This is a genomic window from Stenotrophomonas sp. SMYL20, from assembly GCF_036320045.1.
Classification (GTDB): domain Bacteria; phylum Pseudomonadota; class Gammaproteobacteria; order Xanthomonadales; family Xanthomonadaceae; genus Stenotrophomonas; species Stenotrophomonas maltophilia_A.
This window is the reverse complement of the sequence record NZ_JAWIRT010000012.1, coordinates 63,984-83,828: the sequence shown is the minus strand read 5'-3', so window position 1 is coordinate 83,828 and position 19,845 is coordinate 63,984. Positions and strand designations below refer to the sequence as shown.

Genomic DNA, 19,845 nt, shown 5'->3' with positions numbered 1-19,845 from the left:
CAGGGTGGAAGAATCGCCGCGATCGTGCTCCGTTGTGATCCTCACGACGGAGTACTTCTGCCGGAATGGATTCGCTCTTCAACAACGCCACCACGCTGCTGACCTTTCTGCTGCCGGGTTTCCTGTCTGCATGGGTGTTCTATGGGCTGACATCCCATCCCAAGCCGCCGCAGTTCGAACGGACCGTGGAAGCGTTGGTGTTCACCTTCGCGGTCCAGGTGCTGGTCAAGTTCACCGAACTGATGCTCCTGCTGGCGGGTCGCTGCTTTGTGCTGGGGACCTGGACCGAGACCAGCAGCCTGCTATGGGGTTTTGTCCTCGCCGCACTGCTGGGGGCAGGATTGGCCCTCGCTGCGAACAAGGATTCCCTCCACAGGGTTCTCCGTCGTGCAGGCTTCACCACGAGGACATCCCACCCGAGCGAGTGGTACCGCGTGCTCGGTACGCGTCCTGCCTTCGTGGTGCTGCAATTGAAGGATGGCCGTCGATTGACCGGCTATCCCAAGGAGTGGCCGATCAGCCCCGCTGCGGGACAGTTCTACATGCAGATGCCGGCCTGGCTGGTGGATGCGGATCCACCCGATGAAGGTGCCGATCCAGCAGCGGATCCCGTGGCCAGCCCCGCCGTGGTCGAGCTTCCGCAGCTCGATGGCATACTGATTCACGCAGTGGATGTGCACTGGGTCGAGATTCTCCAGGAGACAGACGATGGCTAAGTTGAGGAAGGGTTCCAACCCACCACTGGACCAGTTGGTCGTATCCATGGAGAACGCGAACCCCAAGCTCCCCGAGGGCAGGAAGCGTCCGCCGCCACCGCCCAGCCCGCCCCGGCCGCCAGCCGGAGCCGGGCCCAACCGGCGCTCGCAGCGCGGCTGACCGGGCGCATTCAGCCGCGCGGTGTAAACTATTGATCTCACTGGCAATGCCAGTCTCCACGATCAATGCCCCGATGACGTCCGCCACCGCCCGTTACGCCGATTCCCTGCGCCTGTCCGTTGCCCCGATGATGGACTGGACGGACCGCCATTGCCGCGTGTTCCATCGCGTGCTGGCGCCGGGCGCGCGCCTGTACACGGAAATGGTGCACGCCAACGCGGTCATCCACGGCGACCGCGAGCGCCTGCTCGGCTTCGACCGCAGCGAACAGCCGCTGGCGCTGCAGCTGGGTGGCAGTGATCCGATGCTGCTGGCGCAGGCCGCGCGCATCGCCGCCGAGTGGGGCTATGACGAGGTCAACCTCAACTGCGGCTGCCCGTCCGACCGCGTGCAGGCCGGGCGTTTTGGCGCCTGCCTGATGCGCGAGCCGGCGCTGGTGGCCGAATGCGTCGCGGCGATGGTCGACGCGGTTGATATCCCGGTGACGGTGAAGTGCCGCCTGGGCGTGGACGAGGACAACGACTACGACGTGTTCGCCGCCTTCGTCGACCGCCAGGTCGCCGCCGGTGCGGCGATGGTGGTGGTGCATGCGCGCAACGCGTGGCTGAAGGGCCTGTCGCCGAAGGAGAACCGCGAGGTTCCCCCGCTCAAATACGACTGGGCCTACCGCCTGAAGCAGGAGCGCCCGGCACTGCCGGTGGTGATCAACGGTGGACTGGCCAGCCTCGAGGCGGTGCAGGCGCAGGCCGCGCACGTCGATGGCGTGATGCTGGGCCGGGCGGCCTATCACGACCCCTACCTGCTGCATCAACTGGAGGCGCTGCATACCGGCGCCCCGCTGCAGGCCCGTGGCGACCTGCTGCGCGCGATGCGCCCCTACATCGAGGCGCGGCTGGGCGAAGGCCTGGCGCTGAAGCACATCACCCGCCACCTGCTCGGCCTGTTCCACGGCCAACCCGGCGGGCGCGCATTCCGCCAGGTGCTGAGCGAGGGCGCACACCGCCCCGGCGCCGGCTGGAGCCTGATCGAACAGGCCTTGGCGGTCACCGACCGCGAAGCTGATCGCGCCGCAGCGTGACCGCAGTCACATTCCTGACTTGACAAGAGACGGCGATTCGTCCCGAATGTTCACTTAGCTGAACAACTCGGGCGCAGGGCCGGAAAAGTTCAGACCGGATTCACCGCTGTAAACCAAGAATTTGCAAAAGATTTGTAAAACGCTGGGTTTCGAACCCGGCCCCGGATTTACGACTTTTGAACGAATCGCCGTGCTCGGCTAGGATCGCATCGATGTCTTCCGCTCCCTTCCATCGCCGCATTGCCCTGGCCACCTGCGTGGTCCTGTCGGCTGTGCCGCTGTCTTCGGCGCTGGCGCAACAGCCGCCGCGCGGCGACCAGGGGCGGGCGGAGATGATGGAGCGGGGCGAGCGCGGTGGCCGTGGCGACGAGCGGTCGCTGTCCGATGCCGTGCGCCGCGTGCAGCGCACCACCGGCGGCCACATCCTCGGCGCCGAGCGCGTGCCGTTCGATGGTCGTGATATCAACCGGGTGAAGTACATGGACGATCGGGGCCGGGTCCGCTACATGGACGACCCCGCCCCGTCGCGTTCACAGCCGCGCACGCCGCGGTCGGATATGTCATCACTACGCGGCGATAACCCCTGAACAGGGATAGTCGTCGCTATCAACCCGTACCCCACAGGCCTCCGGGCCACACCCAGGACACTAGGGAGAGTTCATGCGTATCCTTCTGGTCGAAGACGAAGCCCCGCTGCGTGAGACCCTGGCAGCCCGGCTCAAGCGCGAAGGCTTTGCCGTCGATGCTGCGCAGGACGGCGAGGAAGGCCTCTACATGGGGCGCGAAGTTCCGTTCGATGTCGGCATCATCGACCTCGGCCTGCCCAAGATGTCGGGCATGGAGCTGATCAAGGCCCTGCGTGACGAAGGCAAGAAGTTCCCGGTGCTGATCCTGACCGCGCGTTCGAGCTGGCAGGACAAGGTCGAGGGCCTGAAGCAGGGCGCCGACGATTACCTGGTCAAGCCGTTCCACGTCGAAGAACTGCTGGCCCGCGTCAACGCGCTGCTGCGCCGCGCCGCTGGCTGGAGCAAGCCGACGCTGGAATGCGGCCCGGTTGCGCTGGATCTCGCCGCCCAGACCGTCAGCGTGGCCGGCAGCAATGTCGACCTCACCAGCTACGAGTACAAGGTGCTGGAGTACCTGATGATGCATGCCGGTGAACTGGTCTCGAAGGCCGATCTCACCGAGCACATCTACCAGCAGGACTTCGACCGCGACTCGAACGTGCTGGAAGTGTTCATCGGCCGCCTGCGCAAGAAGCTGGACCCGGATGGCGAACTGAAGCCGATCGAGACCGTGCGCGGTCGCGGCTACCGTTTCGCGATCCCGCGCAACGAGGGCTGAGCCGGCTCACCCTGGCGATACCATGATGTCCGGCCGTCTGTGGTTCTTCCGACGCTGGCGGCCGCGCTCACTGCAGGCGCGCCAGATGCTCGCCGCGTCCGTGGGCCTGGTCGCGTTCCTGGCACTGGCCGGTTACGCGCTCGACGCCGCCTTCGCCGATACGGCGAAGGCGAACCTGCGTGAGCGCCTGAAGAACTACGCCACCGCCTATGCGGCCGGCATCGACTTCACCCGCGACCGCTCGCTGTACATCCGCGAGCAGCCACCGGATTCGCGCTTCGACGTACCCGGCAGCGGCCTGTACCTGCAGGTGGTGATGCCGCACGGCAAGGGCAATTCGATGTCCGCCGAAGGCCCGATGCTGCCCACCGTCGGCGGTGGCCTGCTGGCGCCGCGCCAGGAAGTGTTCGAAGGCCCGCTGCCGATGATCCAGATCGACGGCAGCCAGGGCTCGGTGTACCGCTATGGCCTGGGCCTGGTGTGGGACGCCGACGCCGATCCCGCCACCGAATTCCCGTACACCATCTACGTGATGGAAGACTCGCGCGCGCTGGGTGCGCAGCTGCGGGTGTTCCGTGGCCGGGTGTGGTTCTACCTGGGCGGTATCGGCCTGATCCTGCTGCTGCTGCAGACCGTCATTCTGCAGTGGAGCCTGCGCCCGCTGCGCCGCGTGATCACCGAGCTGACCAAGGTGCAGCGTGGCGAGACCGCGCGCATGAGCGAGCGCCACCCGCGCGAGCTGGAACCGCTGACCGACAGCATCAACGCCTTCATTGAAAGCGAGCGCGAAAATCTCGAGCGCCAGCGCAACACCCTGGCCGATCTGGCACACAGCCTGAAGACGCCCATTGCGGTGCTGCGCACGCAGATGGACAGTGGCGCGGGCGATGGCGCGCTGCGCGAGGAGCTGGACGTGCAGCTGCAGCGCATGAACAACCTGGTCTCCTATCAGCTGGCACGTGCTGCGTCGTCGGGCCACAAGCTGTTCTCCGCGCCGCTGCCGATCGAATCCAACGCCGAGGAAATCGTGCGTGGCCTGGAAAAGGTCTACGCCTCGAAGGGCGTGCTGTGCGAGTTCGACATCGACCCGGCCGCGCGCTTCCATGGCGAACCGGGTGACCTGCAGGAACTGCTGGGCAACCTGCTGGAGAATGCCTTCAAGTGGGCCAACCGCCGCGTGCTGCTGACCGCGCAGCCGCTGCCGGCACCGAACGCGCGCCGCGCCGGCCTGCTGCTGGCGGTGGACGACGATGGCCCGGGCATCGCCCCGGATGACATCGGCAAGGTGCTGCAGCGTGGCGTGCGTGGCGACGAGCGCGTGCAGGGCCACGGCATCGGCCTGTCGATCGTGCAGGACCTGATCAAGGACTACCGCGGTGAACTGGCTGTAGGCCGCTCCGAGGAACTGGGCGGCGCCCGTTTCGAAGTGCGCCTGCCACCGGGGCCGTAATCCGCGCGTTCCCGTCCGCCGGCCATCGCCTGGCGCAACAACGCGTGGCGTTCCGGTGGTAGTGCCGGCCGCTGGCCGGCAACCCCATGATCTTCGGTGGCATTGCCAGGTTGCCGGTCAGCGGCCGGCACTACCGTGTTTCGATCGCCGGCGGCTTGCCATAGAACCGCCGCAGCTGCGCGGCCACCTCCGGCAACGCCTGCTGCAGCAGATCCGGCGCGGAGAAGTGGTACTCGCTGGTCACCGCGAAGAACTCTTCCGGCGCTTCGGCCGCATACGGATCGATCAACGTCTCTTCGCCGGCATCCACCCGCACGCAGAAGGCATCGTAAGCCTGCTGGAACGTGGCCGCCCACTCGCGCTGCCATGCGCGCGGCAGCGGCGGCGTGCCGTCCATCGCACCGTCCAGTGCATCCAGCTTGTGCACCATTTCGTGCACCGCCACGCAGTAGCCCTCGTGCGGCGCCGCCAGGTCGGCCTGCACATCGGCCCAGGACAGGATCAACGGACCGCTGTCCCACGATTCGCCAATCAGTTCGTCATCCCACTCGTGCAGCACGCCGGCCGCATCCATGTGGCTGCGGTGCACGCGGAACGCATCCGGGTAGACGATCAGCTGCGACCAGCCTTCCAGTCCCACCTCGCCGAATTCCAGCAGCGGCAGGCAGCACAGCGCGGCCAGCAGCACGCCATCGCCGGCCTGCAGCTGCAGCTCACCAATCGGGGTAATGGTCTTCTCATGCAGGAAGCGCGTGGTCAGCACACGCAGGCGCGTGCGGCGTTCGTCGTCCAGTCCGTGCAGCCACGCCGCGCGGCGGCAGGCGTCATCCCAAAGTGCATCGTCGATCGGCCGCGGCGCAGGCCGCAGCCACTGCAGCAACGACTTGATCAGCGGAACATTCCCGGCAGGTAGCTGTGCCACTTCGGCGCGCGGATGCGCGGCAGCATGTCGTCGTCGCTGCCACCGCCACCGGTGGTGGTGCTGGCTGCCGGGCGTACCGGCGCCGCCTTGGTACTGGCGGCCGATGCGCTGGCGGTGGGCGCGCGCTGCGAGGCGGCATCGCCATTGGAGGACACGCAGGCCCCACGGCTGTCGTCCAGCGCTGCCGTCGCAGACGCCGCGAAGGGCATCGTCAGCAGGATCAGGCAATGGGCGTAACGGCGCATTGACGACATCCACGTTAAGGGAGGGTGAGTTCCCGATTCTAGCCCGAACCCGGCGCGCCGTTGGAAGCCCCCGCGAAACCCAGCGTGGCGGGCGTCGCTGGCGGCTTTCCCGCATAATTCCTTCCTGACTTCGTGGAAGCTGCCGTGGACGATCGCCAATTGCTGGCCAAACTCGCTGCCGGTCGCCTGTCCGGCGATGCCCTGGCCCGTGAGCTGGGCCAGACCCGGGCGGCCATTTGGAAGCGTATTCAAGGACTTAGGGCCGCCGGTGTGGACGTCGAGGGCCGCGCTGGCGAAGGCTACGGCCTGACCCGCCCGGTCGATCTGCTGGACCCGGACGCGATCCGCGCCGGCCTGCCGGCCGGGGTTCTGCCGCTGCTGCACGACCTGCAGGTGGCCTGGACGGTGGACTCGACCAACGCCGAATTGCTGCGTTGCAGCGCGCCCCAGCGCGGGGTGAACGTTCTGCTGGCCGAACGCCAGACCGGCGGCCGTGGCCGTCGCGGCCGTGCCTGGGCCTCGCCGCTGGCCGCGCATATCTACCTGTCGGTGCTGCGCCTGTACTCCGGTGGCCTCGGCCGCCTGGCCGGGCTGAGCCTGGTGGCCGGTATCGCCGTGGCCGAAGCGCTGCACGACCTGGGCTACACCCAGGCGCAGCTGAAGTGGCCGAACGACCTGATCGTCGATGGCAAGCGCAAGCTGGTCGGCCTGCTCGCAGAAGGCGGTGGCGAGTACGCCGGCCCGGCGCGCGCGGTGATCGGCATCGGCATCAACACGCATATGCCACCGTCGTTCGCCGAGCAGATCACCCAGCCGTGGGTGGATCTGGACACGCTGGCCGGCAAGCCGGTGGACCGCAACGTGGTCGTTGCTGCCGTGCTGACGCGCCTGCTGCCGGCGCTGGAAGAATTCGATCGCGAAGGACTGGCCCCGTTCCTGCCGCGCTATGCCGCGTTCGACATGCTGGCCGGCCGCGAAGTGCGCGTGGAACTGGAAGGACAGTGGCAGCACGGCACCGCACTTGGCCTGGCTGACGACGGCGCGCTGCGCGTGCGCATCGATGGCCAGGAACGCCTGCTGCACGCCGGCGAAGTCAGCGTGAGGGCGGCATGAGCGATTGGTTGTTCGACCTGGGCAACTCGCGCTTCAAGTTCGCGCCGTTGCAGGGGGACCGTGCCGGCGACGTGCAGGCCTGGGCGCACGGCGCCGAAGGCATGGCCGGGCAGCCGCCGCACAGCCTGCCCAGCGGCACCACCGCGTTCGTGGCCAGCGTGGCCGCGCCGTCGCTGACCAGCGCCATGCTGGACCAGCTGCAGCGCCGCTTCGAGCATGTGCATGTGGTGCGCACCAGCGCCGAATGCGCGGGCGTGCGCATTGCCTATGCCAAACCGGAAAAGTTCGGCGTCGACCGCTTCCTGGCCCTGCTGGCCGCCGCCAAGGCGCAGCGCCCGGTGCTGGTGGTCGGCGTGGGCACCGCACTGACGATTGATCTGCTCGACGCCAATGGCCAGCATCACGGCGGGCGCATTTCCGCATCGCCCACCACCATGCGCGAAGCGCTGCACGCGCGTGCCGTGCAGTTGCCGGCCACCGGGGGTGACTACAGCGAGTTCGCCAACGACACCGCCGATGCGCTGGCCTCCGGCTGCGATGGCGCCGCCGTGGCGCTGATCGAACGCAGCGCGCAGCAGGCGCATGCGCTGCTGGGCGTGGCACCGTCGCTGCTGGTGCACGGTGGCGGCGCACCGGCGCTGATGCCGTTGCTGCCCGGCGCCGACTACCACCCCTCGCTGGTGCTGGATGGCCTCGCCCGCTGGGCGGTGCACCAGCCCGCAGGCTAGTATCCGCGCATGCTGACCCGTGCCCTGATCGTCGTACTGGCCATCCTCAATCTTGGCGTCGCCTGCTGGTGGCTGCTGCGCGATGCACCGCAACCGCCCGCGCCGCCGCCGCAACCGGCTGGCGTAGCCGAGCTGCGGTGGGTGCCCGGTGGCGTGGATGCCGCTGCGGCCGCCGAAGCCACGGCTGCCGCGCCGACCGCGCCGTTGATGGAGCGCGAACCGGCGGAGAAGACGGCCGTGGCTGTAACGCCGGCGCCCGCCGCCCCGGCCAAGCCGGAGATTGCCAAGCCGCGGGCGGCTGAGGCTACGCCGGTTGCTGCCGCTGCCAAGCCGGCAACACCGCCTGCACCGACCCCGACCCCGGCGCCGGAAAAGCCCGTAACCCCGCCCGTGGCTGCCGAACCGCCGCGCTGCGTCGCGCTGGGCCCGTTCGCCGATCGCGCTGCTGCGACCAGTGCGCAAGGCAAGGCCGGCAACGTCATCAGTCAGGTGCGCCTGCGCGAACAGCCTGCTGCCAGCGGCAGCGCACGTTTCCGGGTGATGCTGTCGGCCGCCGCCAGCCGCGAAGAAGCCCAGGCCACGGTGAAGCGTATCGTCGCCGCCGGCCTGAGCGACTACTACATCATCAGCCAGGGCGAGGACATCAACGCCGTGGCGCTGGGCCAGTACCGCAACCGTGAAGGCGCCGAGCGCCGCATGGCGGCGGTGCAGGCCGCTGGCTTCCAGCCGCGCCTGATCGCCAGCGGCGACGCCGGCCAGTGGTGGCTGGAAGGGCAGCTGGCGGCGGGCACGCAGCTGGCCCAGGCCCAGCAGCGCAGCGGGGCGGCACAGAGCCGGTCGCTGGAATGCACACGGTTGCGCTAGAATCCCCGGACCGAGGCGCTGCCGCCGGTGCACCACCCATGCCGCTTTAGCTCAGTTGGTAGAGCAACTGTCTTGTAAACAGTAGGTCATCCGTTCGATTCGGATAAGCGGCACCACATGAGAAGCGCCGAAACGCGTTGGAAATGGCGGTTTCAGTAAAAAAGGCCAGAGCGGCGCGCTGGCCCATTCGCGATGATCGGGGAAACGACCCTTGGGCTCAGGTTCTGGACGGGGCCAATGAGGCTACCGAAGCCGATTCATCTCGCGTCTGATCTGCTGACAACGATGCAGCATCAACTTGCCGGGTGGAGTTCCAAGCCGGATGCCTCCGCCCGCCAGCAACGGATAGATTTCCAGCCGCACGCGATAGGCTTCCTGCGAGGAGTAGCGTACGGCCTGATCGCCGGACGCGAGAGGGGCCCCCGGCAAACCTTCTTCCGTGATGAAGCCGTTGATCTGAAGTTGCGCGCATAGGCCCGCGTAGTAGGCGCTTCTTTCGTCCAGCGCTCGGGGATGCTTTGTAGCATGGCCCAATGCATGAACGCTCTCGTGCGCAACCAGATCAACGAGATTTGCGAAGGTCCGGTGTTGATCGCCGTAGACCGGTGACACAAGCGCGAGCGTCCTGCCCGTGGCAAAGCGGCCAAGCGACCTTGCCCGCGCTACCGCAGAAGTGCCTTCCTGTACAAGAAGGATCCGATAGCTATTCGATGCTGCCGGTATCCATGACTCGGATGAGGCAGCCGCCGCATCGACACGTGCACAAGCCTCTTCGGCGTCAATCGTAAGCCCATCCGCGATCTGTAGGTTGATCGTCCGCTCGGTGTTCGCGCAGCGGACGAGATAAGTCGTGCCTACGGCGTTCTGACCAGGAAGCATGGAAGCCGTGTAGAAGTAGCGAAGAGGGCCTAGAGGGACGGAAACAACTTCAGTATATCCAGCTGAGGCAACCCCTTTCGGAAGTGCGGTAGTCGCGCAGCCTGAAAGAACAATGGTGCAGACGCTGACCAGGAAGATTGCGATTGTGTGCATCTTGTCCCCATGCGAAAACGGGGCTGATGCCCTCGCTCCAGCCAACAGCGTCAGTTGTTCCACGGCAACCAGGTCATCCGTTCGATTCGGATAAGCGGTCCCCCATGTGTCGGCGCCACTTTGCAATGCTACAGGCGCTTGCCGGGTGGTTCGAAAGGCGGCACACCCAGCGCCTCGGCAGTCTTACCTTGAGAACGATGGCCCATCCTGCGCATGAACCTGCTGCGCTGATGGCTGTTCAAGATTTACTGCCAAGGCCTCAGCGCGATGAAGTGATTCTGCTTCAGATGTGCGAAGCGCGTCCATCGTATTCATGGTTCCACGGCGTTGGGCAGGATCGTCCATCGCTCCCTCGACGATGAATACCTTCTCGCCACGTGCAAGGGACTCTGTCGGGTTGTTCAATACAACGTGGTCAACTCTTGCAAGCCCTTGCTCCTTCGCGAGTACCAACAGACTCGCGGACATGCGCTGGCTCGACTCATCCCACTGCTTCCCGCTCTCGGCGTCCAGGCGTTCCACACCCGCTCTTATCTGCATGTAGAGAAAGCGGTCAGCGTTGCCGAGTTCAGCTACTGAGGAAGCTGTTCGCTGCACTGGGAGTGAGTCGTCGGCGACCACGGCGTCTCTTTCCGCAGCCGAAGTGCGCTCGGCGTCAAATTCTGGCTCGGGCCTACGTCGACGCTGCGTGGGTGCTATGTGCTGATCATAGTGCGCGCCATAGTAAAGCTCGTATGTCGCATGAGGACCAACAGAAGGAGCCTCCGTCTTGAACACGTCAGCGATCTGACTTAGTGCTTGGTTACGGTTGATCTGCCCTGCCTCGAGTTTCGCGGCAATGGCTCCATACTGCTGGGGGCGATCGCCTGTGCCCGACACGCCAATGTTCGGTCCTCCGGCTGCGGTGATTTCACGCTGGACCTGGACATTGCTGAGCGTGGCAGCTGCTTCTCCTCGCAGCGAGGCGTTCACAAAGGACTGCTTAGACGCCCGATCTGGTTGCTCGGTGAAGAGATGATGCCCAACTTCATGAGAAAGAGAACGTGCGATTCTGGAGCCTTGCCCGATGGCGTTCTCGTCAATGACGATCTTCACACCGGGAACAAGATAGGTGCCGCCACCGGCTGGCCCCCATTCGACACCCAGGTTGTCGTGATCAGCCTGTGCAAGACCCGCTCGAAGTGTTGGGGATTTGGTCAGAAGCGGTACCAGCGAAGGATCAACCAAAGGCGAAGCCGGACGATGTGTGGCCCCTGGTCGGCCACTCTCCTGCGGCTGTGACAGTGCAAATTCTTCAGCACGCTCCATGGTGCGGCTCCTTCGCAATGACAGGGATCAGCGCTGACTGATCGATACGTAGGTCAGCGTCTCGTGGTCAAGGGAGAGCCCGAGTACAACCTTGGCACTGTTCACCTGAGCAGACCAGTAAGGGCGGGAATCAGGCGCATCCGGATGGGGTGGATATATGGCGGATTCCTCCCAGATGATTTCCCCGAGCGCGATGCTCGGTGGGGCGACCTCAAAGACCAAGGTCGCGTGCGTAGGATCGTCGGCAGGACTTCTCAGCGTGATGTTCTGGATCTCAAGTCCGCCCAGCATGCCGCGTTCTGCGGTCCGCTCGTCCCTCAAGCCTTGTCGAGTCGGTTCTCCCAGGTGTGTGTGGAGCTGTTCATTCAATGCGTCGACATCATCAAAACGCACCTTGGTCAAACGCTCGATGTCGTTCTTGAATCGCTCCATACCAGTTTCACTCCCTGATTCGACGGACTGTCTTTGATTCGGATGATCTGATGGGGTCGGCGGCGCGGCACTCGAACATGCTGCCAGCACAAGCGCCGGAATAGCGATCGCGAGGCGACGACGCGCTGCGATCCAGAGGCGGCGCTGAAGTCCGCGTTTTGATGAAGAAGCGCATTTCTCGACCCATGCATTCATGAAAGCATCTCGCGCGCCAATGTCACACTCTTGAATCTAGCACAGCATTTTGTGAGTGCGGATCGGGTCCGCGTGAACAATGAGCTACTGAAAACGCACCCGGTTCCACTTTCCAATTTGAAAAGACGGGGCGTCGGCTGCGAGGGAGGGAGTGCCAGATGGGAGACCGAGCACAGTTCCATGTGTGCATTCCCGATAGTTGAAAGACTGTAGCCAGTAGGCTACAGTCCTCCATGAAGATCCAGCGTACCCGTCAGTTCGCGACATGGATTGACGCTCTCAAGGACGTAACCGCACGCGCTCGCATCCTGGCCCGTATCGGTCGGCTCGCTGAAGGCCATCCCGGAGATCACCGCTATCTGGCGGATGGCGTTTCTGAATTGCGTATCGATGCAGGACCGGGTTACCGCGTGTACTACACCCAGCGCGGCAGGCAGTTGGTGATTCTCCTGGTTGGAGGCGACAAGGGTTCACAGCAGCGCGATATCGAGAAGGCCAGGGAGATTGCGCGTGCCCTGTGAGCATCGAACTGGCTGTAGGCGAAATGACTCAATACTGAAGTACCGGAGCTGTCCCATCATGGCCATCAAGAGAAAAGTCGAACTCAAATCATTTGATGTGGCCGAGCATCTTCGGACGCCGGAGGAGATGGCGGCTTATCTCGACGCCTGCATCGAAGAAAGCGACGGTGATTCTGCATTTATCGCCAAGGCGCTCGGCGATATCGCTCGCGCTCAGGGCATGAGCAAGGTTGCGCGTGCGGCGGGCTTGTCGCGTGAGAGTCTGTATCGCGCACTGTCGGGCGAGCGCAGCCCGGATTTCGCGACCATCCTGAAGGTGACCCGGGCCCTGGGTGTGCGATTGCACGCCAGCGCTGTGTAAAGCATCAGGGCATTTCGCTCAAGCTCGGCGATCTCAGAAAGTCTGGCGCGAACAGGTTCAATCAAACCGGATGATGCGGATCAAGCCTCTTGTCGACGATCCGTCTCCGAAGGCGGCCAATGTGCCACAGGGGAACGCCTCCTTCGCACCTTCGTAATTGATGAATGAGATCGTGCAGTTTGTCCGCGTGCCGGGACGGATTTGGGTGATGGCTCTGTCATTCAAGACGAAGCTATACCACATGAGTTCAGGACTCATGGAACGCGCCATGGGGCGTGCGGTGGACGCGATCATCTCGGCAACAGCACCGCCGCGCGAATCCACTTCGTCCAGCCGCAGCTCAACGAGAACAGGTTTCAGGTTTGGATAAGGTGTGCTCATTCCAGCAGCGGGTATGCTCGATTCGATAGCTGGGGCAGTGACGTTGTGAACCTGTGCAATTGGGATCTCAATGTTCCGCATTATTGAGCCCCACCCACCTGTAACGCGACATACTCCGCCAGCCCCCGACAGGCCAGTATCAGCCCTTCGCGCGTGCCATCGCCGATATCGTCTTTCTCTTCCCCGTCTACGCGCACGCGCTCAGCGGCGTGATACAGCTCCAGCAGCGACACCAGGCCAACCGCAGCGCGATCCCTGCGTGCGGCGGCCACGGCGTCGCCAGGTGCGCCTGCCGGTCCCGGCCACGGCTGTCCATCGGCGGCGTCACCCGCCTGGATGCGCTGCAGGCAGCCGGGCAGATTGATCGGCGCGGGCGCTTCGTTCGCAGCGGCGAATGCCGCTTCCAACGGCTGCACCAGTTCGGGCGGCAGGCGCAGGGCAGCCTCGCCCAGGGTTGCGGTCAGGTAGGGGTGATGGGCGTTGGACATGCGGGCATCCTCGTCAGGAACAGAGGTGCCACCCGAAGAGGGTGGCGGGCGATGCGTGGCTTCCAAGACCGGAAATCGATGAGCCGGCGGGCACAGGGCCCCCACGCACCGCCCGCCGTCGATCGGCGAACGGATTGCCAGCCGGCGCCGCACCTGGAAGGACGACGCCGGCTGGCAAGCGTATACAGCTTCGATTAAACGGGCTTGGAAGTCCCGGCCACCTTTGCAGGTGGCGATTCATCATGCGCATGTGAAATCACCGCCTGCCAGTCGTTTGTTTCGATGGCATCGGGCGATCTGAAAGGAAAAATGAATTATCGCGTTTGGCTTGTTCTGCGCACTTGCATGGCAAAAGCGACATATCGCGCAGCGCTGGAACATGCGGGCAAATGGCCCATCGCCGCGCAGCCACCTGCGCGCAGGGCGAAGCGACGCGTAAAGCCAACTTAACTGACCGCACAGTTCACCCACCCGATCATCATAAGCGGCCAACGGCATCGGTGCTTCACATCGGCACAAAGTGGCCCCGGCGTTGCGACGGCACTAAGCTACCGGGCCTGTGCCAACCCCACGGAAGCCCCCCATGTCCCACCTCCTGGCCAAGGCGGCCGAACAACAGGATCTCGACCGCATCGACGCACTGCTGGATGCCGGCGCGGACATCGAGTGGCGGCACAAAGGCACCGGACGCACGCCGTTGTTGTCGGCGGTGATCGCCGGAAAGGCTGACGCGGTGGCGCGGCTGCTGGACCGCGGTGCCAACATCGAGCATGCCTGTGCGGCCGTGGGCTTTACCGCACTGGGATGGGCGGCCGAGCGCGACGACGCAGACATCGGACGCCTGCTGATCGCGCGCGGCGCCTCGCTGAACGTGGCCTCGCCGGAACTGCATCGCACACCGCTGATGGTGGCGGCGCAGGGCGGTCATCTGCCGATGGTCGAGCTGTTGCTGGCTGGCGGTGCTGATGTCGCACGCGTGGATTTCGAAGGACGCAATGCGCTGTCGCTGGCCGAAGCGCGCGGGCATGCGGCTGTGGTGCAGTGCCTGCAGGCAGCGGGCGCACAGATGCCACCGGTGTTGGAGGAGGCGTCGCCGCTTGCGTGGCCTGAACCGGCCGCAGAAGGGGAACCGGCAGCCGTGGTGCGTGGCTATATGCTGGCCTGCCATGCGTGGGAAACGCGTGGTTACCGTGATGCCAAGGCCGGTGGAGACCTGCTCGGTAGTCCAGCATTCCAACAGGAGCGCGCGAACATCCTTGCGGCCTGGTGTACCGACCGGAAGCGGGTGTATTCCACGGGCATGTCGGTGGGCAATCCGCCGGTGCACGTGCCGGAGGATCTGCTGGCCGCCGTCGGTCAGCCGACGGCCTCCAAGGCCGAAGTGCTGGTACGTGACCATGCACAGAAATCCCGCGCTCTACGTTACGAACGGCTGTTCGTGCTCAAGCGCGTGGCAGGGCAATGGCGGATCGACGTGCTGAAGAAGCGCCTGTTCCGCACCGAAGCGTGGTCGTCGGCGATTCTCTGAGCGCGACCCGCCGCGCGTCAACCACACGTCTTCCGCAGCAATACCCACGTCAGCATCAGGGCGAACGTTCCGACCAAGGTCAGCCCGAACCACAGCGCGGCCACTTTTACGTTGCCGATCAACGCCGACAGCATACGGTGCAGTTCGCTCTTCAGGATTGGATATTCGGCGTGTGCCTTGCGCAGACGCTGCCAGCCAAGCCCAAGGAACACCAGGATGGAGAACGGCACCAGCAGGAGCGCCATCTGGATCAACCAACCGTTCGGCGTCGCATCGACCGTGCTGTTCAACAGAACCGCAAAAAGGGCGATGGGCAGTGCCACGATGAAAAAGCGCGGCCAGGCAGTGTTGATGAAGGGCGACATCGCAATCTTCCATGAAGGGCGGTTGGGTCCGCGCGGCATCATGCCATGCCAATGCCCTGCTGCACCGCCGCGAGTGGTGTCACACAGCTCTGGCTAGACTGTGCTTCTTTTTCCCCACCGCAGGAGGCACCCATGGCCCATCCCATTTCCGTATCCCTGATTGGCGTTCCCACCGATGTCGGTGCGGGCCATCGTGGTGCCCGGCTTGGCCCGGAAGCGCTGCGCGTGGCGGGCCTGCCGGAGGCGCTGGAGGCACGCGGCGTGGACGTGCGCGACCTGGGCAACCTGGATGGCCCGCGCAACCCGTGGACCGCGCCGGTGGAAGGCTACCGCCACCTGGATGAAGTGGTGGCGTGGAACCATGCGCTGATGGAAGCCAGCTATGCCGAACTGCAGGCTGGCCGCATGCCGATCATGCTCGGCGGCGACCACTGCCTGGGCATCGGTTCGATCACCGCCGTGGCGCGCTGGTGCCGCGAGCAGGGCAAGACCCTGCGCGTGCTGTGGCTGGATGCCCATTCGGATTTCAACACCAGCGACGTGACCCCGTCGGGCAACATCCACGGCATGCCGGTGGCCTGCCTGTGCGGCCTCGGCCCGGATGCGTTGACCCGCCTCGGCGGCACCGTGCCGGCGATCACCCCGGCGCAGATGCACCAGATCGGCATCCGTTCGGTGGACCCGGACGAGAAGCGCCTGATCAAGACCCACAAGGTGGATGTCTATGACATGCGCTACATCGATGAGAACGGCATGAAGCGCACCGTAGAAGCAGCGCTGGCAGGCATCGACGAGAACACCCATCTGCATGTCAGCTTCGATGTGGACTTCCTCGACCCCAGCATCGCGCCGGGCGTGGGCACCACTGTGCCGGGCGGGGTGAACTACCGCGAGGCGCAACTGGTGATGGAGATGATCGCCGACACCGGGCGCATGGGTTCGCTGGACATCGTCGAGCTCAACCCCTTGCTGGACAAGCAGAATGCCACCGCCGAACTGGCCGTGGACCTGGTCGAAAGCCTGTTCGGCAAGTCCACCCTGATGCGTGACTGACGGCGCCGCCTGAACGGATCTGTGATCCGTTCACGCCCGCTCCACGCCACTGCCGCCAGATTGCACTTCACGCGGCGGTGGTGGGCGTTGGCCTTCTCCCGCCGAGCGAAACAATCCCATCCGCGAATGAAGCGGTGTAGCGGCAAACCCAAGGAGAAGCCCATGAAGCGCGTAGTTGCCCTGATGCTGTTGTCGATGTTCTCGGTGGCCCTGCTGGCCGGCTGCAACACCATTGCCGGTGCCGGCAAGGACGTGCAGAAGGCGGGCGAGAAGGTCGAGGACACCGCGAAGGGCCGTTGAGCCCTGCACGGAACGGAAAGAGAAAAGGCCGAGGATTTCCCCGGCCTTTTTTTGCGCGTGCTTTTCGCTGCGTGCTGTCGAAGCGGAGTGAACCATTCAAGCAGGTGAGCATCTATTTCATTGCCGGTTGACCGGTATTCAACAGCCGCTGCGCGAAGCTGGAGCCACGGTAAGAACGCCGTTGCAACCAAGGACTCCCAGCAATGAACAAAGACATCATTTCCGGCAAGTGGTCGCAGCTGAAGGGCAAGGCCCAGGCCAAGTGGGGCGATCTGACCAACGACGACTTCGATGTGGCCGAAGGCAATGCCGAGTATCTGGCCGGTCGCCTGCAGGAACGTTATGGCTGGGCCAAGGACCGCGCGGAGAAGGAAGTGCGTGAGTTCCAGGACGCCGTGAGCAAGGACTACCCGGACTACAAGTAAGCACTTCGGTTTCCCCCACAGCACAACGCCCGCACCGAGAGGTTGCGGGCGTTGTGTTGTCTGGGCGGGACGATCAGCGCGCCGGCGGGTCCGGCACGTAGCGGTTGGGGAAGGCCTGTGGTTCGCGCGGCAGGCGCGACGGCGAATCCACCAGGATGCCGCGTGCGCGCAGGTTGCGGGCGCTGTCGTAACGCAGCTGCAGTACCTGTGCGGGGCTGCGGCTGGCGCGTTCGAAATCGGTATCGCGCACCGAAGACTGCTCGCGTGCACCGTGGCCGGTGCCCAGCGCTGGCGCCTGCGACTTGTTGGCGTAGCCCTCGATGCGGCTGCTGCTCGCGCTGGCATCGGCCGACGCTTCCGCCGCCGGGGCTGGCAGCGGCAGGCCACGGCGCAGGATCGGTTGCGGACGCCAGCGGCGCGCTTCCTCGAACACCGCCACGCCCACCAAGCCGATGTTGTCCGGGCGGCCGGTGCGGCTGGCGTAGCTGCCGCTGGGGCTGCTGAACACGAACTGCGCCACTTCATCCTGGCTCTTGCGCCAGCCGGTGATGTCGGCGCGCTGGCCGGGATTGAGCACGTAGCCGGTCTGTGAGGGATCGGCATCCTCGCCGGAGATGGCATTGACGCCGTCCACCGACAGCACCACCAGCACCCGGCGCGGGCTGTCGTTGTACAGGCGCACGGCGTAGCGGTGGCCGCGTTCGCCGGCCACCCAGCGCTGGCCTTCGGCCGGGTAGCTGCGCAGTTCGGTGCCGCGGTCGCGGTCGACCAGGGCCATGCGCACGGGGCCGCCCTCGTACGCCGGCGGCGGCATCGGGGCCGGGCGGAAGCCGGCCAGGGGCAGGATCAGCAGCAGGGGCAGCAGGCGTTTCATCGGGCGTCTCCAGCGGGGTTGCGTGAATGAACGCGCCGCAGGCCCTGACGGGGTTGGTGGCGTGCAAGGTAAACTGGCCCCGTTCATCGAAGGTTACCCCACGCAGTCATGACGACCCGAGTCCTTACCGGCATCACCCCCTCCGGCACGCCCCACCTGGGCAACTACGTTGGCGCCATCCGTCCGGCCATCGCGGCCAGCCGCGCGCCGGGGATCGAGAGCTTCTTCTTCCTGGCCGACCTGCACAGCCTGATCAAGTCGCAGGACCCGCAGCGCACCCAGCGCGCGACCCTGGAGATCGCGGCCAGCTGGCTGGCCTGCGGCCTGGACCCGGAACACGTGTGGTTCTACCGCCAGAGCGACATCCGCGAGACCACCGAGCTGATGTGGTTCCTGACCGCCATCGCCAGCAAGGGCATCCTCAACCGCGCGCATGCCTACAAGGCGGCCGTGGACAAGAACCGCGAGGAAGGTGTGGACGAGGACGCAGGCGTCAGCGCCGGCCTGTTCATGTACCCGGTGCTGATGGCCGCCGACATCCTGATCTTCAAGGCCAACCAGGTGCCGGTGGGCCGTGACCAGATCCAGCACATCGAGATGGCGCGCGACTTCGCCCAGCGCTTCAACCATGTGTACGGCAAGGAGTACTTCCCGCTGCCGGACGTGGTGATCGACGAGCAGGTGGCGACGCTGGCGGGCCTGGATGGCCGCAAGATGAGCAAGAGCTACCACAACACCATTCCGCTGTTCGTGCCGCGCGAGGAGCTGAAGAAGCTGGTGTTCTCGATCCTGACCGACTCGCGCGCACCCGGCGAGCCGAAGGACACCGAGGGCTCGGCGCTGTTCCAGATGTACCAGGCGTTCGCCACCCCGGAACAGACCGCGGAATTCGCCAAGGCGTTCGCCGCCGGCATCAGCTGGGGCGATGCCAAGCAGCAGCTGTTCGAGCGCATCGACAGCGAGCTCTCGCCGCTGCGCGAGCGCTACAACGCGCTGATGGCCGAGCCGGAGAAGATCGAGGCGCTGCTCAAGCGCCGTGGCCAGCAGCTGCGCGAGCAGCTGGCGGCACCGCTGCTGGACGAGCTGCGCCATGCGGTCGGCCTGCGTGATCTGTCCAGCGCGGGTGATATCGCCAGCGAGGATGCCGGCGTGGCCCGCGTGGCACCGCCGCTGTTCAAGCAGTACCGCGAAAAGGATGGCCGCTTCTACTTCAAGCTGACCGCTGGTGACGGCACCCTGCTGATCCAGAGCGAAGGCTTCGATTCGCCGCGCGATGCGGGGCAGTTGATTGCCGTGATCAAGCAGGCCGAGCAGGGTGACCAGTTGCAGAGCGAGCTGTTCAAGCTGGAAGCGGAAGTGGATGTAGTGCTGGCTGCCCTGGCCGTGCTGCGCGCCGCGTATGGGGCAGGCCCGGCCGCGGGCCGGCAACTGCACGTTCCCCAGGCTCCCGGAAATGCCGGCCAGCGGCCGGCACTACCACGGCATTTGCATAGGAAATACCGGCCAGCGGCCGGCACTACCCGTGAACGAAGGTCATGGCATGATGTCCGCGCGCCTCCGGCGCGATGACATGGAGTCTGCGATGGCCTGGTTGTCGCTGCTGCTGTTCCTGCCCTGGTTCCTGCTGCTGGGCAGCCTGTACTGGCTGTTCCCGCGCCAGCCGCGCACCGCGCGGCGGCGCCTGTTCGATACCACCACCCTGGTGCTCGCATTCGCGCTGAGCATCGTGTCGATGCTGTGGGGCTACCGCATTGGCGTGGTGCAGCCCGGCGCCGGCCCGATCTGGCCGCAGGTGCTGGCGGTGCTGTACGCCTACGGCGCGTTCCTGGCGGTGCTGGTGCTGGCGTTGTTGCTGCGGCCGCGGTTCGCATTGCGCTCCGGCTGATCGGTAGTGGCGGGGGCGGGGGGGGGCCCGCCGGGGGGGGGGGGGGGGCCGGGGGGGGCGCCGCGGCCGGCGCCGAC

At 65.5% G+C, this 19,845-nt stretch carries 24 protein-coding genes, 1 tRNA gene and 1 pseudogene; 17 read left to right on the top strand and 9 right to left on the bottom strand.

Features of this window, described 5'->3' with window-relative positions:
• The first annotated feature begins 65 nt into the window (after nucleotides 1-65).
• The 5 genes from V3B48_RS11055 to V3B48_RS11035 all read left to right on the top strand — a co-directional run bounded on the left by V3B48_RS11055 (nucleotide 66) and on the right by V3B48_RS11035 (nucleotide 4,748).
• Nucleotides 66-716 (top strand): DUF6338 family protein, encoded by a 651-nt coding sequence (locus V3B48_RS11055; protein ID WP_329893739.1) that lies wholly within the window; start codon nucleotides 66-68, stop codon nucleotides 714-716.
• A gap of 206 nt (nucleotides 717-922) precedes the next feature.
• Nucleotides 923-1,954 (top strand): tRNA dihydrouridine(20/20a) synthase DusA, encoded by a 1,032-nt coding sequence (gene dusA, locus V3B48_RS11050; RefSeq protein WP_329893738.1) that lies wholly within the window; start codon nucleotides 923-925, stop codon nucleotides 1,952-1,954.
• Nucleotides 1,955-2,166: 212 nt separating this feature from the next.
• Nucleotides 2,167-2,541 carry a hypothetical protein gene (locus tag V3B48_RS11045; RefSeq protein WP_032128191.1) on the top strand — a complete coding sequence of 125 codons (375 nt, stop codon included), beginning with the start codon at nucleotides 2,167-2,169 and terminating at the stop codon, nucleotides 2,539-2,541.
• Nucleotides 2,542-2,614: 73 nt separating this feature from the next.
• Complete coding sequence (locus V3B48_RS11040) at nucleotides 2,615-3,298, top strand: response regulator transcription factor (RefSeq protein ID WP_004136763.1); 684 nt, start codon at nucleotides 2,615-2,617, stop codon at nucleotides 3,296-3,298.
• A 25-nt stretch (nucleotides 3,299-3,323) separates the two neighbouring features.
• A complete protein-coding gene (locus V3B48_RS11035; RefSeq protein ID WP_032128221.1) occupies nucleotides 3,324-4,748 on the top strand; it encodes a sensor histidine kinase in 1,425 nt (474 codons plus the stop codon).
• 130 nt (nucleotides 4,749-4,878) lie between these two features.
• Here V3B48_RS11035 and V3B48_RS11030 read toward each other — a convergent pair whose 3' ends face one another.
• Nucleotides 4,879-5,670 carry a M90 family metallopeptidase gene (locus tag V3B48_RS11030; protein WP_329893737.1) on the bottom strand — a complete coding sequence of 264 codons (792 nt, stop codon included), beginning with the start codon at nucleotides 5,668-5,670 and terminating at the stop codon, nucleotides 4,879-4,881.
• Nucleotides 5,637-5,915: a hypothetical protein gene (locus tag V3B48_RS11025; protein WP_010486993.1), complete on the bottom strand. Its 279-nt coding sequence runs from the start codon at nucleotides 5,913-5,915 to the stop codon at nucleotides 5,637-5,639. Before V3B48_RS11025 ends, V3B48_RS11030 begins: the two co-directional genes overlap by 34 nt.
• Before the next feature lie 144 nt (nucleotides 5,916-6,059).
• Between V3B48_RS11025 and birA the strand changes: the two genes are divergently transcribed.
• From birA to V3B48_RS11005, 4 genes are all read left to right on the top strand, one after another.
• Nucleotides 6,060-7,028, top strand: a complete 969-nt coding sequence (birA, locus tag V3B48_RS11020; protein WP_329893736.1) for a bifunctional biotin--[acetyl-CoA-carboxylase] ligase/biotin operon repressor BirA — start codon at nucleotides 6,060-6,062, stop codon at nucleotides 7,026-7,028.
• Nucleotides 7,025-7,756: a type III pantothenate kinase gene (locus V3B48_RS11015; RefSeq protein WP_012509777.1), complete on the top strand. Its 732-nt coding sequence runs from the start codon at nucleotides 7,025-7,027 to the stop codon at nucleotides 7,754-7,756. The genes birA and V3B48_RS11015 overlap by 4 nt, the downstream gene beginning before the upstream one ends.
• Nucleotides 7,757-7,765: 9 nt before the next feature.
• The gene (locus V3B48_RS11010; RefSeq protein ID WP_329893735.1) at nucleotides 7,766-8,620 is read left to right on the top strand and encodes an SPOR domain-containing protein; all 855 of its coding nucleotides are present in this window, start codon (nucleotides 7,766-7,768) and stop codon (nucleotides 8,618-8,620) included.
• A gap of 40 nt (nucleotides 8,621-8,660) precedes the next feature.
• A tRNA-Thr gene (locus V3B48_RS11005) sits at nucleotides 8,661-8,736 on the top strand.
• Between the two features lie 127 nt (nucleotides 8,737-8,863).
• Here V3B48_RS11005 and V3B48_RS11000 read toward each other — a convergent pair.
• The 3 genes from V3B48_RS11000 to V3B48_RS10990 form a co-directional block, all read right to left on the bottom strand.
• Entirely contained in the window at nucleotides 8,864-9,715 is an 852-nt protein-coding gene (locus tag V3B48_RS11000; RefSeq protein ID WP_201117865.1) for a hypothetical protein, read from the bottom strand.
• Nucleotides 9,716-9,835: 120 nt separating this feature from the next.
• On the bottom strand, nucleotides 9,836-10,960 hold the full coding sequence (locus tag V3B48_RS10995) for an XVIPCD domain-containing protein (protein WP_329893734.1): 1,125 nt from the start codon (nucleotides 10,958-10,960) through the stop codon (nucleotides 9,836-9,838).
• 27 nt (nucleotides 10,961-10,987) lie between these two features.
• Nucleotides 10,988-11,587 carry a hypothetical protein gene (locus tag V3B48_RS10990; RefSeq protein ID WP_329893733.1) on the bottom strand — a complete coding sequence of 200 codons (600 nt, stop codon included), beginning with the start codon at nucleotides 11,585-11,587 and terminating at the stop codon, nucleotides 10,988-10,990.
• A 233-nt stretch (nucleotides 11,588-11,820) separates the two neighbouring features.
• Between V3B48_RS10990 and V3B48_RS10985 the strand changes: the two genes are divergently transcribed.
• Nucleotides 11,821-12,108, top strand: coding sequence for a type II toxin-antitoxin system RelE/ParE family toxin (locus V3B48_RS10985; RefSeq protein ID WP_010486984.1), 288 nt, complete (start codon nucleotides 11,821-11,823; stop codon nucleotides 12,106-12,108).
• Nucleotides 12,109-12,166: 58 nt separating this feature from the next.
• Nucleotides 12,167-12,469, top strand: a complete 303-nt coding sequence (locus V3B48_RS10980) for an addiction module antidote protein (RefSeq protein ID WP_049431463.1) — start codon at nucleotides 12,167-12,169, stop codon at nucleotides 12,467-12,469.
• Nucleotides 12,470-12,526: 57 nt separating this feature from the next.
• Here the strand turns inward: V3B48_RS10980 and V3B48_RS10975 are convergent, their stop codons facing one another.
• A complete protein-coding gene (locus V3B48_RS10975) occupies nucleotides 12,527-12,850 on the bottom strand; it encodes a hypothetical protein (RefSeq protein ID WP_329893732.1) in 324 nt (107 codons plus the stop codon).
• Nucleotides 12,851-12,930: 80 nt separating this feature from the next.
• Complete coding sequence (locus tag V3B48_RS10970; protein WP_329893731.1) at nucleotides 12,931-13,338, bottom strand: hypothetical protein; 408 nt, start codon at nucleotides 13,336-13,338, stop codon at nucleotides 12,931-12,933.
• 583 nt (nucleotides 13,339-13,921) lie between these two features.
• Between V3B48_RS10970 and V3B48_RS10965 the strand changes: the two genes are divergently transcribed.
• Entirely contained in the window at nucleotides 13,922-14,866 is a 945-nt protein-coding gene (locus tag V3B48_RS10965; protein ID WP_329893730.1) for an ankyrin repeat domain-containing protein, read from the top strand.
• 17 nt (nucleotides 14,867-14,883) lie between these two features.
• On the opposite strand, the gene V3B48_RS10960 is transcribed toward V3B48_RS10965, so the two are convergent.
• Complete coding sequence (locus V3B48_RS10960; protein WP_329893729.1) at nucleotides 14,884-15,231, bottom strand: hypothetical protein; 348 nt, start codon at nucleotides 15,229-15,231, stop codon at nucleotides 14,884-14,886.
• Between the two features lie 132 nt (nucleotides 15,232-15,363).
• Between V3B48_RS10960 and rocF the strand changes: the two genes are divergently transcribed.
• The 3 genes from rocF (at nucleotide 15,364) to V3B48_RS10945 (ending at nucleotide 17,009) form a co-directional block, all read left to right on the top strand.
• Complete coding sequence (gene rocF, locus V3B48_RS10955; protein WP_094001609.1) at nucleotides 15,364-16,284, top strand: arginase; 921 nt, start codon at nucleotides 15,364-15,366, stop codon at nucleotides 16,282-16,284.
• A gap of 162 nt (nucleotides 16,285-16,446) precedes the next feature.
• Entirely contained in the window at nucleotides 16,447-16,584 is a 138-nt protein-coding gene (locus V3B48_RS10950) for an entericidin A/B family lipoprotein (RefSeq protein WP_008266021.1), read from the top strand.
• Nucleotides 16,585-16,787: 203 nt separating this feature from the next.
• Complete coding sequence (locus V3B48_RS10945; protein ID WP_004153772.1) at nucleotides 16,788-17,009, top strand: CsbD family protein; 222 nt, start codon at nucleotides 16,788-16,790, stop codon at nucleotides 17,007-17,009.
• 73 nt (nucleotides 17,010-17,082) lie between these two features.
• Here V3B48_RS10945 and V3B48_RS10940 read toward each other — a convergent pair whose 3' ends face one another.
• Nucleotides 17,083-17,883 (bottom strand): hypothetical protein, encoded by an 801-nt coding sequence (locus V3B48_RS10940; protein ID WP_329893728.1) that lies wholly within the window; start codon nucleotides 17,881-17,883, stop codon nucleotides 17,083-17,085.
• A gap of 108 nt (nucleotides 17,884-17,991) precedes the next feature.
• Here V3B48_RS10940 and V3B48_RS10935 point away from each other — a divergent pair.
• Nucleotides 17,992-19,281: pseudogene (locus V3B48_RS10935) on the top strand (tryptophan--tRNA ligase); the annotation flags it as partial.
• A 184-nt stretch (nucleotides 19,282-19,465) separates the two neighbouring features.
• Nucleotides 19,466-19,768, top strand: a complete 303-nt coding sequence (locus tag V3B48_RS10930; RefSeq protein ID WP_049421442.1) for a hypothetical protein — start codon at nucleotides 19,466-19,468, stop codon at nucleotides 19,766-19,768.
• Nucleotides 19,769-19,845: the final 77 nt, after the last annotated feature.